16 protein-coding genes are annotated in these 13924 nt (G+C 67.4%); 5 read left to right on the forward strand and 11 right to left on the reverse strand.

Annotated elements, in window-relative coordinates:
* The first annotated feature begins 240 nt into the window (after positions 1 to 240).
* Together ACFY10_RS40070 and ACFY10_RS40075 are read left to right on the forward strand one after the other, a co-directional pair.
* Positions 241 to 2319: a hypothetical protein gene (locus ACFY10_RS40070; RefSeq protein ID WP_390670217.1), complete on the forward strand. Its 2079-nt coding sequence runs from the start codon at positions 241 to 243 to the stop codon at positions 2317 to 2319.
* Entirely contained in the window at positions 2309 to 3595 is a 1287-nt protein-coding gene (locus ACFY10_RS40075) for a hypothetical protein (protein ID WP_390670218.1), read from the forward strand. Before ACFY10_RS40070 ends, ACFY10_RS40075 begins: the two co-directional genes overlap by 11 nt.
* Here ACFY10_RS40075 and ACFY10_RS40080 read toward each other — a convergent pair.
* The 6 genes from ACFY10_RS40080 to ACFY10_RS40105 all read right to left on the reverse strand — a co-directional run bounded on the left by ACFY10_RS40080 (position 3588) and on the right by ACFY10_RS40105 (position 7778).
* Entirely contained in the window at positions 3588 to 4178 is a 591-nt protein-coding gene (locus ACFY10_RS40080; RefSeq protein ID WP_390670219.1) for a hypothetical protein, read from the reverse strand. The two genes, ACFY10_RS40075 and ACFY10_RS40080, sit on opposite strands and share 8 nt — an antisense overlap.
* 1 nt (position 4179) lies before the next feature.
* A complete protein-coding gene (locus ACFY10_RS40085) occupies positions 4180 to 4818 on the reverse strand; it encodes a hypothetical protein (protein WP_390670220.1) in 639 nt (212 codons plus the stop codon).
* Positions 4815 to 5609, reverse strand: a complete 795-nt coding sequence (locus tag ACFY10_RS40090) for a hypothetical protein (RefSeq protein WP_390670221.1) — start codon at positions 5607 to 5609, stop codon at positions 4815 to 4817. Before ACFY10_RS40090 ends, ACFY10_RS40085 begins: the two co-directional genes overlap by 4 nt.
* 99 nt (positions 5610 to 5708) lie before the next feature.
* Positions 5709 to 7121, reverse strand: coding sequence for a hypothetical protein (locus ACFY10_RS40095; protein WP_390670222.1), 1413 nt, complete (start codon positions 7119 to 7121; stop codon positions 5709 to 5711).
* Positions 7118 to 7414: a hypothetical protein gene (locus ACFY10_RS40100; protein ID WP_390670223.1), complete on the reverse strand. Its 297-nt coding sequence runs from the start codon at positions 7412 to 7414 to the stop codon at positions 7118 to 7120. Before ACFY10_RS40100 ends, ACFY10_RS40095 begins: the two co-directional genes overlap by 4 nt.
* A 130-nt stretch (positions 7415 to 7544) precedes the next feature.
* Positions 7545 to 7778 (reverse strand): hypothetical protein, encoded by a 234-nt coding sequence (locus tag ACFY10_RS40105; protein ID WP_390670224.1) that lies wholly within the window; start codon positions 7776 to 7778, stop codon positions 7545 to 7547.
* Between the two features lie 265 nt (positions 7779 to 8043).
* Between ACFY10_RS40105 and ACFY10_RS40110 the strand changes: the two genes are divergently transcribed.
* The 3 genes from ACFY10_RS40110 (at position 8044) to ACFY10_RS40120 (ending at position 10126) form a co-directional block, all read left to right on the forward strand.
* A complete protein-coding gene (locus ACFY10_RS40110) occupies positions 8044 to 8697 on the forward strand; it encodes a hypothetical protein (RefSeq protein ID WP_390670225.1) in 654 nt (217 codons plus the stop codon).
* Positions 8685 to 9710 (forward strand): hypothetical protein, encoded by a 1026-nt coding sequence (locus ACFY10_RS40115; protein ID WP_390670226.1) that lies wholly within the window; start codon positions 8685 to 8687, stop codon positions 9708 to 9710. The genes ACFY10_RS40110 and ACFY10_RS40115 overlap by 13 nt, the downstream gene beginning before the upstream one ends.
* Before the next feature lie 122 nt (positions 9711 to 9832).
* Positions 9833 to 10126, forward strand: coding sequence for a hypothetical protein (locus tag ACFY10_RS40120; RefSeq protein ID WP_390670227.1), 294 nt, complete (start codon positions 9833 to 9835; stop codon positions 10124 to 10126).
* A gap of 190 nt (positions 10127 to 10316) precedes the next feature.
* On the opposite strand, the gene ACFY10_RS40125 is transcribed toward ACFY10_RS40120, so the two are convergent.
* The 5 genes from ACFY10_RS40125 to ACFY10_RS40145 all read right to left on the reverse strand — a co-directional run bounded on the left by ACFY10_RS40125 (position 10317) and on the right by ACFY10_RS40145 (position 13754).
* A complete protein-coding gene (locus tag ACFY10_RS40125) occupies positions 10317 to 10931 on the reverse strand; it encodes a hypothetical protein (protein ID WP_390670228.1) in 615 nt (204 codons plus the stop codon).
* The gene (locus ACFY10_RS40130) at positions 10928 to 11590 is read right to left on the reverse strand and encodes a hypothetical protein (RefSeq protein WP_390670229.1); all 663 of its coding nucleotides are present in this window, start codon (positions 11588 to 11590) and stop codon (positions 10928 to 10930) included. Before ACFY10_RS40130 ends, ACFY10_RS40125 begins: the two co-directional genes overlap by 4 nt.
* Before the next feature lie 35 nt (positions 11591 to 11625).
* A complete protein-coding gene (locus tag ACFY10_RS40135; protein ID WP_390670230.1) occupies positions 11626 to 12945 on the reverse strand; it encodes a hypothetical protein in 1320 nt (439 codons plus the stop codon).
* A gap of 81 nt (positions 12946 to 13026) precedes the next feature.
* The gene (locus ACFY10_RS40140; RefSeq protein WP_390670231.1) at positions 13027 to 13344 is read right to left on the reverse strand and encodes a hypothetical protein; all 318 of its coding nucleotides are present in this window, start codon (positions 13342 to 13344) and stop codon (positions 13027 to 13029) included.
* 110 nt (positions 13345 to 13454) lie between these two features.
* Entirely contained in the window at positions 13455 to 13754 is a 300-nt protein-coding gene (locus tag ACFY10_RS40145) for a WXG100 family type VII secretion target (protein ID WP_390670232.1), read from the reverse strand.
* Between the last annotated feature and the right edge of the window lie 170 nt (positions 13755 to 13924).

Genomic DNA, 13924 nt, shown 5'->3' on the forward strand with positions numbered 1-13924 from the left:
GGCGATTAGCCATCGCTGGGGCGAGTGTCAAGTCATCGCACCGTATCAGCCGTACATAAGCCCCTCAAGGTGCGTCCTGCCGCGTGGACCCCAAAGGCTGCTCTGGCCCCGCGGCCTCCCTCTGCAACGCGCGGTGCCCCAGCTGCGCACGCGCCTCCCCAGACGCCGTTTCGCACCAGCGAAGCACTCAGTAGAGTGCCGCGAGCGACATCAGCAGACGGCACACGGGGGAATGCAGCGGTGAGCGCAGTCACGGCACACGGCACAGGCAGGCCGCTGCACCCCCTACGCACCCATGCCGCACGCGCGCTCCTCGCCCTCTGCGCCCTGGCCGCCGTCTTCACCGTCGCCACCGCCCCGGCCCGTGCGGCGGCCCCCGGCACTTCGGTCTCCCAGGCCGCCTACCTCGCCGACCGCCTCCGGGCGAACCCGGTCTACGTCACCGACCAACTCCCGCGCGAGATACCCCGGTCCACGGCCCCAGAATTCGCCAGGCTGGCCAAGCGCACCGGCGTCCCCACCTACGTGCTCGTCCTCCCCGTCCAGCTCACCGACAGCCAGGGCCTGCTCGCCGCCGTCCACGACCGGCTCGGCAGGAACGGGCTGTACGTGCTGGTCGACGATTCGTCGGTCGCCGCGGCCACGGCCTACGGGGTACGCGCGCCTGCCGACGACGCCGAAACCGTCGTGACGTACGAACTCCCTTATGACGCAGGCCCGTTGTGCAGCTTCGAGCGGTTCACCGACGTCATCGCACAGGGCAGCGCGAAAGCCGCGGCGCGGGCGGAGGCGGCGCGCGGGAAGTACGGCCGCGGCGGCGAAGAGCCCGCGAACATGTACATCGGGCCGACCGACCGCCGCAACCAGTCCTTCCTCACGGGGTTCCTGCTCACCGGCGTACCGCTGCTGATTCTGCTGACCTTTCCGTACGTACGACGGTGGCGGCGCCAGTTGCCGGGAGTTGCCCGGAAAGCCGCCCGGAAGGATGCCGCGGCCGGAGGGAAGGCCAAGGCGGCGTCCCGCGCCCGTGCGACCCGCTGGATGGCCCCCGTGCTCGCCCTCGCCGCCGCCGTCGCGATCGCTGTGAGCGCCCCCCTCACCTTTGACCAGACCAGGTCGAGCGCGGCTCCCCCGCCCCGGGCGACCGACCTCACTGCCCGTATCGACCGGGTCGCGGCGGGCTTGGCGCAGGACCCCGTGTACGCGGACCCGGAGAGCCGACGGGTCCTCGACGCGACCCGGCTGGACCGGCTCCACGCACGCATCCGGAAGTTCGAGAAGTCCGAGGGCGGTGGACCGGTCTTCGTCTCACTCGTCCCGCAACTGGCGGAGGACGAATCGGGCGGTGACGGGGAGGCGTTCGCCGCCGCGGTCCACGACAAGCTGCGCAAGGACGGGGTGTACGTCGTCGCCGACCCGGCGATCGGCTCCATCGATGTCTTCAACTTCGGTCTGCGGCTGGATAGTTACAGCCTCCTCTTCGACCTGCCGAACTCCGTCGCATACGGGGACGACAGGGCGCAAAAGGCCGACGACTACCTCTTGGGCGAACGCCTCGACGCCCTGATGACCATCCTCGACAAGACCGAGCGCACGGACAAGCCGACCACCGCCGACGATCCATCCCCCGCGGAGGGCCCGATCACCGAGCACGACCTGCCCCCGCTGTTCGCCACCGACTTCTGGCCGGGCCTGGCCATGGGCGCCCTCGCGGCCGCGCTGCTGTTCGGCCTGATGACGGGTGTGCTGGGGATCATCGGCCGGGTTCTGCTGCGGCGCAATCAGGAGCCGTTGCCGACTCAGGCGCTGCCGCTGGTCTCGCCGAGGGAGCCGTCGGCGGCGTATTTGCGGCACACGGCGCGGGTCGAACTCCGCGCTCTGGCAGCTGAGTTCGCCGACGGGACCGGGGAGGACTCCCGCGCCCGGGACCGCTTCGACGCGGCGCTGCTCCTGGTCGACGACGACCCCGACACCGCCCTTCGGCGGTCCGGCCATGCGGACCCCGCAACCCTGGTCACGGTCATCGTCCTGGCCCGCGCGGCGCGCCAGGCCCTCGCGGGCGACGACAACGACCTGTGCTGTGCCGTGAACCCCCTGCACGGCCCCGCGGCGGCCCGCAAGGCCCGAATCCCGGTCTGCGAGGTGTGCCGCGACGCGTCCGAGGTCCGCAAACGGTGGCTGACACTTCCTGCCCCGGACGGCCGGGGGCGGCGGCGGACGCGCGTGCCGTACGAGGACTACGACAGCCCCTTGTACGCCCTACTCGGGGGGATCTCGCGGATGGTCGACGATGTGAGGGAGTGGGTACATGTCCGCTGACGTGAGGCGCATGGCCGCTGTGCTGCTGGCGGTGCTGCTGCTGGCGGTCTCCGCCACCACGGCCCGGGCAGCGGCGGACACCGACGCCCCGAGCCTCGGCGAACGCATCGCGAACGCCCTGCGCACCTCGCCCGTCTACGTCGACGCGGCATACGCCACCGCCGTACCGCAGGCGCGGCAGCGGAAACTGGCCGAGCAGATCAGGAAGACGGGCCTGCCGATCAAGGTCGTCCTCACCCCGCTCACCAAGGGCGACGCCTTCAACGGCGACTCCGACGACCTGGCAGCGGTCGTCCGCGACCGCCTGGGCCTGCGCAATCTCATCCTCATCACGACGGACAGCGACTTCGCCGACTCCCTCAACGGCTACGAATGGCCGAGCGACACCCACCAGACACATGACGCCGTGTCCGCCGTCGGGTTCCTGGACGAGATGCGGGACGCGGGACTGGCGGACCTTGCAGCGAAGGCCGTGCAACTGGTGGCGCAGGGCAACGGCACGAAGGTGTACGAGGAGGCGACGAAGGACCTGAGAGGCGAGACCCCGGCTTCGACCTCGCCCTCCCCCAAACCGGGCTCGGATCAAGGTACTTGGATCGGTTGGTCGACCGTGGTGGCCGTATCGACGCTCGCGCTGCTGACAGCCGGCGCCCTGCTCCTCGTACGAAACCGCCGTACGAGGAGGTATGGGCGTACGCCCCATCCTTCTCCCTTCGCCCACCCACAGGCCGTCTTCGCGGCGGCCCGCGCCGCGGACGAGGCGGCCCTGCGCCGCCGGGCGGAGGCGGAGGTCCTGGCCCTCGGCGAGGCGGCCGAGGCGGCGGACGTGTCCGGCACCCCCGGCCTGCAGCACGCCCTGGACGCCTACGCCGCCGCGGGCACGGTCCTCGACGCCGCCCGCGGCCTGGCCGACCTGGCGGGCGTGCTGGCCCTGGTGGCGGAGGGCCGCGACGCCCTGGCAGGCTCCCGGTCCGCCCTGCCCCTCTGCTTCTTCAACCCCCTGCACGGCCGCGCCGTACGTCGTGCGACATGGCGCCCGCTGGGCCGCCGGGACCGGGTTCAGGTGGCCGTGTGCCCCGAGTGCGCCGCCGCTGTGCGTGCGCGCCGGGCGCCGGAGGTCCTCACGGACGTGGCGGAGGGCGGGAGCCCGGTGCCGTACTTCGAGGTGCCGGCGGAGCGGAGTGTGTGGGCGGCCACGGGGTACGGGTCGTTCGGGTCGCACGGGTCCCTGGCGGAGCGGGTCAACCGGGGGGACTTAACGCGCTCGCTCAGCTGACCGTCACCGTCCGCGCGACGCTGTCGGTCAGCGCGCACAGGGCGTCGGTGTGCGCGAGGGCCCGCCACGAGGTGAGCAGCACCAGCCCCCACTCCTCGTCGGGCACGATCCCGTAGGCGCAGGTCTCCAGGACCGTGCCGCTGCCGTCCCGGTCGGGTTCCTGGACGTACGCGTGCCGGACGCGGACCGCCGGGCCGACGGGCAGGTCGCGGAGTTCGGCCTCGGGCGGGCGGAAGGAGCCGGCCGTGGGGGTGGTGAGGTAGCGGTGCAGGAGGTCGACGGTCATCGTCGGGTACGTGTCGTCGGCGACCAGCGCCGAGAGCTCGATGCGGGCCAGTTCACCGAGGCGTGGCTCCGGGACGTACGAGAGGGCGGTGACCGGTCCGCGGCCGCGCGCGTCCAGCGCGGCCTCACGCAGTTCGGCGGCGAGCGCCTCGATCAGCCGCGCGTCGCCGCCCTGGCCCACACGTAGCCGTGCCGCGTCCGCGGCCCAGGAATCCAGGTCGACCAGCTCGCGCACCGGAAGGGAGACGGCGTCGTCCGGTGCCTGCATACGGACCGTGGACGCGGAGAACTCGGGCATGTCAGGCCATCCATTGCAGAGTGCGGGCGATCGAGTCGAAGAGGGTCACCAGCGCGTCCGCCAGCGGTTCCATCGGAGTGGAGAAGGACAGCAGCAGCCGCTGCTCGCTGTGAGGCACCGCGAGGTGGATGTCGAGGTGCGTGACAGGCAGCTTGTTGCCGTCCGGGTCGTCGGCCGCGGGCAGACGGCGGTATCGGTGGCGTACGGCCGGGCTGGCGGGCAGGTCGACCAGGGTGACCTCGCCGTCGCCCCGCCCCAGGGACAGAGCGAGGTCGGACAACTCACCGGCCGCGGTGCCCGGGGGCGGCCGCAGGAGGGTGACGACCAGCCCGGCGGACACCGGAACCTGCCCGATGACCTGGTTGACGAGGTACATCTCCACGCCGCCGTTCGCATGCGCGGCCGCGGCCTGCTCCCGCATCCGCTCCGCGAGCGCGGCCTTCAGCTGAGGGGTCGCCTGTGTCCGGCGCAGCCCGCGGTTGACCAGTTTGTCTATCCGGTACCCCCAGCGGTCGGGGTCGAGGACGACGCGCTCCCAGCCTTCGGGGACGGCGAGGCGGTAGTCGGAGGGGGGTGCGGGGTGGGGGTTGGTGGCGTCGGCCGTAGTGGCCGAGTTCGTCTCGTTCGTCTCCTCGCTCATGCCGCGCTCCGCGCCTCCTTCGCCCGGCCCGTCATCGCGGCAGTCACCGGAGCAAGGACGAGGACCGCGGCCGCACCCAGGCAGACGTAACCCTCGAGCACACCGCCGATATCGGACTTCGTGCCGAGGGACGGTTCGTAGTGTCCTGCCGGATCGACGACGGCCATGACCTTCTGCCCGACTCGGTCGGCACAGTTCTCCTTGTTGGAGATCACCTCATGGACGGAGCCGTCGTTCAGCCGGACCCTGCAGTACGTCTCCCGGGTCCCGTGGGCCCACTGATGGGTCGGCGATGCGATGGCGACTGTCTGTTCCTCCCCGCGCACCTGCAAATACCAGGCGTTGGCGAAGTACGAACCCACGGAAACCAGGATGAGATATGCGGCCAGGGTGAGCCACCGCGCGACAACACCACCATGTGAACTGCGCGTCTTGAAAGCCACCCAGAACACGAGCAGCACGAGCGCAAGCCCCACCAACGCCGCCGCCTTGCCGATGAACAGGCTGGAGAGCAGGCAGGCGAAGACCGAGGCGACACACACCAGCAGCAGCCGCACCCACGGCCACACCGCGGCCCGCTGCGCCGGTCCCTCGTCGTCGCCGGGCCGCCGCGGGTCGGGTGCGGTGGCGAACTCGGAGAGGATGCCGCGAACCTGCCGCATGCCGTCCTCGCGAGCGGCGATTCGACGCAGTTCCGGCAGCCCCATGCCGATCTGTTCCAGCGCTCGCTGCCCGTCCTGCGGCAGCTGCGCGAACAGATCGTCGACGGACCGCTCCTCCTCGCTCGCCACGTGGGTCCTTGCTCTCCCTGCTGTGCGGTGCGCTGTGTGCGCCTTTCCTACGGTGCAGTGTGCCGTGTGCTTGCTGCGCGGTCCCGGCCGACGACCGGGTCAGCCACCGTCCCCGGAGGTGCTCCAGCGCCCGTTCACGAACGGTATTCCACTCGCCCCGAGCCCCGGAATCTCCTTGACCCGACCCAGGCCGTCCGGTCCGGTGAACCACGGCTCCCCGTCGCTGACCGGTGCCAGATTGGACCAGCCGGCCGCGAGCGGCAGGGTCTGGCTGCCGATGAAGAGGGCCTTGCCGTAACCAGCCACGCTCTTGAAGGAGGAGTCGGTGATGTGCGTCAGCCGGGGGGCACCCTCGGTGACAAGGCTTTCCTCGCCGGGCAGCTTGCCGGCGGCGATTCTGATGTCGTCGACGTACGCCTTGGCGTTCAAGGACTCCTTGACCACCGACCGCATCTGCGGCAGGAGCTCGGAAGGCCCGTTGGCCAGCGCCTTGCCGATCTGGCCGGGCTTGACCCCGTTGAGCGTCTCGGCGAGGCCTCGTGCCGCCTCCGGGTTCAGCCCGATCTCCCGCGCCAGCTGCACGTCCTTGACGGCGGAGGCCCCGCGCGCCGCCACGGATGCTTCCTTCACCGTGGTGCCGAGCACCCGGCCCGCACCGAAGGACAGCACTCCGATCGCGTCGATGCCGACGTCCAGCCAGGTGCCCTTGCCGTCCAGAGCCGAGACGGTATCGCAGGCCAGTGCGACGACCGAGGCCACGAGAGCCAACGCCCCGAGCACTTCGCCGAGGACGGGCACCCAACTCAGCACGAGGGCCAGCACACCGAGCACGGCCGCGGCCACCCCCGCCCAGTGCCCGATCTTGGCGACCCAGTCCGTCACGCTGTCCCACCAATGATGCTCGGGATCCTTCAACCCGTCGTGGTCGATGGCGTTGCGAATGGCGTCGGCGGTGTACCCGGCCTGGGTGTCCCGGTAGTCGAGCGCATGCCGCAGTTGCTTCTTGGCCGCGTCCAGCTCCCCGTCCGCAGCCTCCTTCTGCCGCTTCAGCTTCTGCTTGTCGGGATGTCCATCGGACCCTGGATGCTGATCGATCTGCTTCTGATAGTGACTGCCGTCCGCGTCGGCGGCGGCAGCCTTGTTGAGCGCCGTACGCACCAAACTCTGCGCATGGTTGAGGGCGGTGGCCCAGTTCTCCCGCGTCTGGTCGGAGGCGGGCTCGTGCGCCACCGAGGAGCCAAGGGCGGCAGCGGCGGCCGCATACCGCGTGTGGGTTTTGTTGAGCAGGCCGACCGTGTCATGGGTCTTGTCCTGGAACGCCCGCCCGGCATCGGAGTCCCACCCGTTCCCGTCGACGAGGTTGTTCAGCTTGCCGGCCTGCTCCTCGATCAGCTTGGCGGTGTCGGCGATGCGCTTGCCGAGCCGGGCCACCTCGTACGGATCACCGGGTGTGAACTCCTTGTCGTCGTACCGCGCCGTCTGCCAGTCGACACCGGAGAAGTCGTCGCTCACTTGCCCTTGCCGCCGTCCCCCGGCTGGGACTTCAGCAGCGCGTCCGCGAGATGCTGATCAACCCCGTCGTACGCCTTCGCCGCCGCACCGGCGGTCTTCCCGAGGAACTCCAGCCCGTCGCAGAGCTGCTTCCGCTTCTTCTTCCAGTCATCGGCGAAGTCGCCCAGCGCGGACGCGACGTCACTCGACCCGATCTCGGCGTCGTAGGAGTCGACGACGTCCCCGGCCTGCTCGAAGCCCGACTTGAGCTTCGCCACCGACCGGCTGATCTCCTTCAGCTCCGACGTGGACACCCTGACGTGATCCGCCACTCCGACCCCCGACATATACGGTGCTTCGACGCGTACATACAGCGCTTCTGCCATATAGAGCACTTCTGCCCCACAAGCAAGGGACAGCCACAGTTACTGTCCTTCGATGCTCTTAGGCCAACAACCAATGGACGGCAAAGGGAGAGCATCGCGCCTTGAGATAGAGCTGTTCGGCTTCGAGGATCAGGCTGGCCAGCGGGTTGTCATACGGCGAGGAGTCGGCGATGGCGCGGCCGGCACGCCGCAGGCCCTCTTCTCTGGGCGGAGCTGAGGGCGCAGTGGCCGCACCCTCTTCTGCCGTGTGGTGACCGACGACGCCCGCGTGAGCCGAGACGAGTAGCGCCATCCACTGCTGACCGCCCAAAGCGAACGGGCGGGACGGACCCGCAATTGCGAAGTGGAGCCGACCTCACGACGGCCCCATACGCCACATCCCAAGGCGATCGGGGCCATCACCGGTTTGGGCGCGCTCGCGACACATCACACACCCCAAGCACCCAATACGCCCGGTATTGCCCATGTTCACAAGGAAGTTCGCTCTGGCGAAACCGGGAAGCACACCGATACCGTCTGTGTTCTTGACTCAACTTCTGTCTCACGGGGAGCCCACTGTGAAACGCCGCCCTTTGCCCGTTGCTGCCGCGCTCACCGCGACTGCAACCCTGTTGCTGACGGCTTGCGGGGGCGGGGGCGACAGTTCGAAGGCCAACGACAAGATCGCGGGGGCCGACACGGGGAGCCCGACGGCAGCTTCGCCGAAGACTTCGGCTTCCAGCGTGGCCGGCCGGCCGAAGATTGAATTGCCCTCCGACCTGAACCTGACCTTCGAGGACACGAAGACGGGTGACTCGGTGAAGGACGCCGTACTGGCTGACAACGCAGAGCGTATGAGAGCTGTCGACGCCGCGATCACGGGAACGGATCCCAAGGGTGAGGCCCTCGCTTTCTACAACACAGGCAAGGCACTTGAGGCTGCGTTGTCCTGGGTCGCCGAGTTCAAGAAGGCTGGAGCCACGCTCACGGGCGTGGCTCGCTACTACGACCGCAACGTGACGCTGACGAGCAAGACGTCGGCCACGCTCTCGTTCTGCGCCGACGAGAGCAAGGGCTTCAGCAAGGACAAGAAGACCAACAAGATTGCCAGGACGCCGGTCACCAAGAATAGCTACGTCCTTTACAACACCAGCCTGGCCAAGAACTCCGACGGTGCCTGGCAGACGTCCCAGATCATTTCCACCAGGGGGGCCGCCAAGTGCCAGCCGTAGGAAGATTCTTGGTGTGCGTGACCGTCGTTGGGGTCGCCGCGGTGGCTTCCAGCCCTATGGCTTGGGCGGATTTCGTGCCGGGAGGCAAGGGCACGGGTTCCGAGACCCAGGTGAATGGCGATCGGAAGGACGACGAGATCTCCGCGTCCGCGGGAGGAGTCGTCTTCGACCGCTCCAAGAACGGCACCGGCACCTCCGTCGGCCCTGTCACCTCCACCACCTCCTGGACTCCGCCTGCCTGTTGGTACGCCCCGAAGTACACGCCCGCGCAGCTCAAGGCGTACCTGGAGCCGATCTGGGCGGCCGACTCGACGGGTTACGAGTGGGACGCCACACAGCGCGACCGCTACGTCAACGGCCACCCGTACAAGGACTTCAACAAGGACAAGACCGGCAAAGGCTACTGGTGGGACTCGTACGTCGACGAGGCCTTCCCGCCCGGCTGGGACAAGTGCACCAAGCCCATCTTCTGGGTGGACAAGGGCGATCCACCACCGGCCGACATCGAGAACGCCGTCACCCCCGAGGTCCTCGGCAAACTCGCCTACAAAGAGATCCGGGTCCCCGGCACCAAAGTGACCCTCGCTCCGGCTGGCACGACCAAGGTCAATCTGAAGACCTGGGCATGGCTGGACGGCGCCGCCTTCAAGCCGGTCTCCGTCACCGCGTCCGTGCCGGCTCTGGGGATCTCCGCGACGACGACCGCTACGCCGGTCTCTCTGAAGATCGACCCAGGCACCGCAGATGCGGAGACCTACCCGGCCTCCGGCGTCTGCGAGATCAAGAACGGCCAGATCGGCGAACCTTACGCCAAGGGCAAGGCGAACGAGACCCCACCGTGCGGCGTGAATTACCTGCGCTCCTCGGGAGACAGCTCCTATCCACTCAAGGCCACCATCACCTGGAAGATCCACTGGACAGGCACCGGCGTCCCGGGCGGCAATCTGCCCGACGGCACGTTCGGCGCCACCCAGGACGTCACTGTCCAGGAGATCCAGTCCGTCAACCGGTGATCCAACGTGGGCGGCTTGCACTGCTCGGGCCGCCCACTGCCCCTGGAGACCGGAGCCAGGAGTGGCACTGATAGCGGCGTACGTATTGAACCCCGACACGGATTTGCTGGAGCTGTAGGTAGGTGTCCCGACCGGCCGCACAAAAGGCCCTCGACGCAACCGAACGGGCTCTGTCCGGCGTCGACGAAGAACTGGAACGGCACGCCACCGGTCAGGGCAGCGTCAGCAGTGCCGGACAACTGACCTGGATCCGCAGTCAGTTGACTCGGATTGCGGACCAGCTCGCCTCTCCCGAGCTGCCCCCCAAAGAGCAGCGTGCATGCGGTGTGGGCCGTGTCATCACCGACTCCTGGCCCTGTGACAGCCGACTGAGCGCCGCGATCCTGGAAGCCGAACAGCTCTACCTCAAGGCGTGACCGAGGTAACCGAGTTGCTGGTCGCCCTCCAGCATCAACTGGCCCGGCTCGGGCGCCGTGTGATCTGGTACTTCATAGCCCGCGACCGGCTGGCTGCGCGGCGCTGCCGAGCCCGCCGTGCCCACCTGTGGAATCGACAAGGGCACCCCGCCTTCAGGTACAGAAACTTGAACGAAAGCGGGGACATTCGTCATTCCCAGTACAACGTTCCGGCCACGGTGTCGAACAGCTCCACCATCTGATCCGCAAGCGGATCGATCGGAGTGGAGAAATTCAGCATCAACCAATGCTCACTGGCTGGAATCGGCACGTAGTACGTGAGAGTCGTCGTAGGCATGGTGTTGCCCAGCTGCGTGTCAGGGTCCGCTTCCTCTCTGCGCCGGGACCGCACCGCCCTGCCAGCCGCCGGAAGGTGCACCACGCCCACTTCGCCGTACCTGCCGTGGTCGCCCCCGGCCAGGTGCTCCGCGAGTTCCTCGGCGTCGGAGGTACGCGGCCACTCGTCCGGTGCTGGGACGCTGATCAGCAACGAGGAGGCAAGCGGCACCGGACCCACGGAAAGCGTGGACAGGTACAGCTCGGTTCCGCCGACCCTGTAGGCGTCCTTCGCCCTCCGCTGGAGGTCCTGCATGAACTGCTTCTTGAGGTGGGGCGCGTTGTCCACGCCGCGGAACGTCAGGTCCGCGAGCGCCACGATGGCACGGTCGCGGTCGTCCGGCGGATCGAGCGGAAGTTGGAACCAACCGTCCGGCACGATGACGCGGTAGTCATTGGGTGGCGCGGTGAACTGGTCGGCCGTCTTCACGTCGTGCCTCCATCGGTGGGGGTAGCGGTGTCTCCCGTCGGAAGCGGGGTGATTCGCATGGTTCGTACGGCCTCGTCGGCCAGCTCCGTAATTTGCTCGGTGAGAGCGATCTTCTCCCACTGCACCGTGACGACGATGAGGGTCTGCATGCCAGGCGGGAAGACGGCATACTTGACGAATTCGGTCAGCTTACGACCGAAGCCGAACACGCGCTTCACCTTAAGCATGGCCTGTACGCGCACGGCAGGTCCGGCCGGTAGCTCGAGGTGCGTGACCTCGGGTTCGCCCGCGACCTCGGCGTTTTCCCACTGCAGAATCAGCGGAATGACCTCATCGGCGCCGGGACGCGGCACACCCTCGTCGCCGTACCCGTCAACCCTGAGATTGGTCAGAGCTTCCCCGGCCTCGGAGTAATATGCCGCCGCGAGCGTGGGCATATCCGTGTTGAGATCGACCGCACGCTCGACCATGTCGTCGAAGACTGCGCTGTTCTCAATCTCCAGGGCGAGTTGATTGAGGCGGTTCACGACTTCCGTGGCCAGTGCCTTGGCCTCGGCCTTCGTCCCCTCACGCAGCGTCAGGTCGATCCACCCGGGCTGGAAGTCGAAGGTGCACTCGTAGGTCTCGTCCAGCGGGGCGGGATCGTTCGGCGTGGTCACGTCTCTTTTCCTTTCGACGGAGCATGGTTGTCCACTCAACCGAGGAGCGGGTCGAGGTTTCCGTCGAGACCCAGCCCGCCCAGCGTAATGCCGGCTCCTACGGTGGACAGGCGGCTGGCTGACTTGGAGATCCGATTGAGGGCATCAGTGTCAAATTGACCGCCCAGGGCCGCGGTACCCAACTTGACAGATTTCAGATCGGATGCGACACCGGGATCGGCCATGGAAAACGATTTCGGGGTTCCCTTGATGCCGTTCAGGAATCCGCTACCCCCACCACGGCTGGCGAGTTCACTACCAGCCTTCGCATAGTTTCCACTGAAAGGCTTGAGAGTTTTGAGGTTGTCACTCCACGCACTCTTCGAAAAGGGTTCCGTGAAGGGTTCCTTGATCGACTTCCAGACGTCCCCCTTGTCCAGGGTGGGCCGGATGGCGGACGTCCTCCGAAGGTTCTTGTTGGCGCGGCTGATCTGACGTGCGGTTCGTGCCACACCAGCCCTACCGAGCCTACCCAGAGCGCCCTTGGCGAACCTACCCGCGATCTTGGAGAAACCCTTTCCGACTCCCATCAACAGGAATCCGAGGGCCGCCATCCCCAGGTCCATCCACTCTGCGTTGCCCTGCAGCACCTCGACGAAGGTTGCCACGAAGTTGATGAGCGTCGCAATCATGGCGATGGCTCCCAGAACTCCGGCCAGCGCTTGCCCGATCACCGGGATCCATCCGACGACGAGAGACAGAATTCCGCAGACTGTGGCGACCCAGGATGTGATGTCGGCGATGTCCTTGACCAACTTGTCCCAGAAGCCGTCCTTCAGGGAGTCGTGGTTGATGATCGCGTCGATGGAGTCGGCGGCGCGCTTGGCCGCGTCGTCACGAATCTTCTTGGCCTGGTTGATCTTGTCGCGGGCAGCTTCGATCTCGTCCTTGGCGGCGTCCCGCTTGGCCTCGATGTCCTTGCGGTCCTTGTCGACATCTTCCTTCTGGCGGCCCTTGCTGGACAGGCCGTCGAGACCTTTCTGGGCTGCCCCTTTGCGCTGCTCGGCATCCTGGGCGTCCCTGAGGGCAACGTCGGCGATCTCCTGGGCGCGGTTGAGATCGGACGAATAGTTTCGGGGCCGAGCGTGCACCTTGTCCTCGTAGGTGCCGCCCTCTTCGACGACGGCGGAGCCGATGGCCGTCGCCGCGGTGTCATACCGCTTGAAGGCGGCCTCCAGTTTCTTGACGTTGCCCTTCGCCTTCTCGCGGAACTCCTTACCTGCCTTGCTGTCCCAGGCGTCGACTCCGGCAACCGCCTTCAGATTCTTGATCTGGCGCTCGAGTTCGTCGGCCGTCTTGCGCAGGGTCCTGCCCAACGACGCCAGTCGGTCGGGGTCTCCCGGGACCGGATCACTGTCCGCCACCGGGTGCCAGTCGCGTGGCCTTCCTCCCACGGCCTACTTTCCCTTCCCCTTCGGGGCCTGAGCACCCCGAATGGCCTCGGCCAGCTGATGGTCGATATCTTCGTAGGCCTTCGTAGCCGCCTTCGCGATGTTCGCCAGCGCGTCCACTTCTCCGGTCAGCTTCTCTCTGCTCATCTCCCAGTTGTCAGCGAAGTCCTTGAACTTGTCGGCGAGATGCTCATTGCCGAAGTCGTCCGAGTAGTCGTCGAGCTTCCCGATTCCGTCGAACGCCTTCTTGATGCTGCTCAGCCCCCTACCCATGCTCTCGATCACGTCGAGATCAAGCCGCTGGTAATCGCCTTCGCCGGCCACAGCGCCCCCATTGATGTCGTTCCGCGGCCTCAAGGCCGGACTAGCAGAAGCAACGTGGTGCGGCGGGACGCGCACATCCCCCCGCACCACAGGACCGTGGGTCGGTCAGATCAACCCTTAACGCCCTTGGCCAACTGCTCATCCAGGTCCTCGTACGCCTTCTTGGCGTTGGTCAGGAACTTGGACAGGCCATCCAGACCCTGGATGGTCTTCGCCGCGCCCTTGGTGAAGTCCTTCATGGCGTCGTCATAGGCGCCGGAGGCCTTCTGGGTGGTGAAGCCGTTCTGGACCAGCTCCTCGACACCCTTCTCCACGCTCTTCAGCATGTCTTCCATGTCGTGCATGGCTTTGATGAGGTCGTTGGCCTTCTTCTCCATCTCGGCATAAGTAAGGTCAGTGTCCTTGGCCATGACGGCTCTCCCTCCCGTTGCGATCGCCGCAGGGCCTGCCCCCGTGGCTCGACCGACGCGGCCTGCGCGGTCGTCCGACCGGCCATCCGCATGAGCAAAGATCCTACGGGTGGGGCCTGTGGGGTCACAGGGGGCTCGGGCGAGGAAACCGTGAACCGGCGCACATCCGT

The sequence above is a fragment of the Streptomyces sp. NPDC001401 genome, from assembly GCF_042895385.1.
Classification (GTDB): Bacteria; Actinomycetota; Actinomycetes; order Streptomycetales; family Streptomycetaceae; genus Streptomyces.

What these genes read in the sequence shown, in the direction of transcription:
- ACFY10_RS40075 (WP_390670218.1), top strand. Translation starts at nt 2,309, where the DNA reads ATGTCCGCTGACGTGAGGCGCATGGCCGCTGTGCTGCTGGCGGTGCTG.
- ACFY10_RS40080 (WP_390670219.1), bottom strand. Translation starts at nt 4,178, where the DNA reads ATGCCCGAGTTCTCCGCGTCCACGGTCCGTATGCAGGCACCGGACGAC.
- ACFY10_RS40085 (WP_390670220.1), bottom strand. Translation starts at nt 4,818, where the DNA reads ATGAGCGAGGAGACGAACGAGACGAACTCGGCCACTACGGCCGACGCC.
- ACFY10_RS40105 (WP_390670224.1), bottom strand. Translation starts at nt 7,778, where the DNA reads ATGGCGCTACTCGTCTCGGCTCACGCGGGCGTCGTCGGTCACCACACG.
- ACFY10_RS40145 (WP_390670232.1), bottom strand. Translation starts at nt 13,754, where the DNA reads ATGGCCAAGGACACTGACCTTACTTATGCCGAGATGGAGAAGAAGGCC.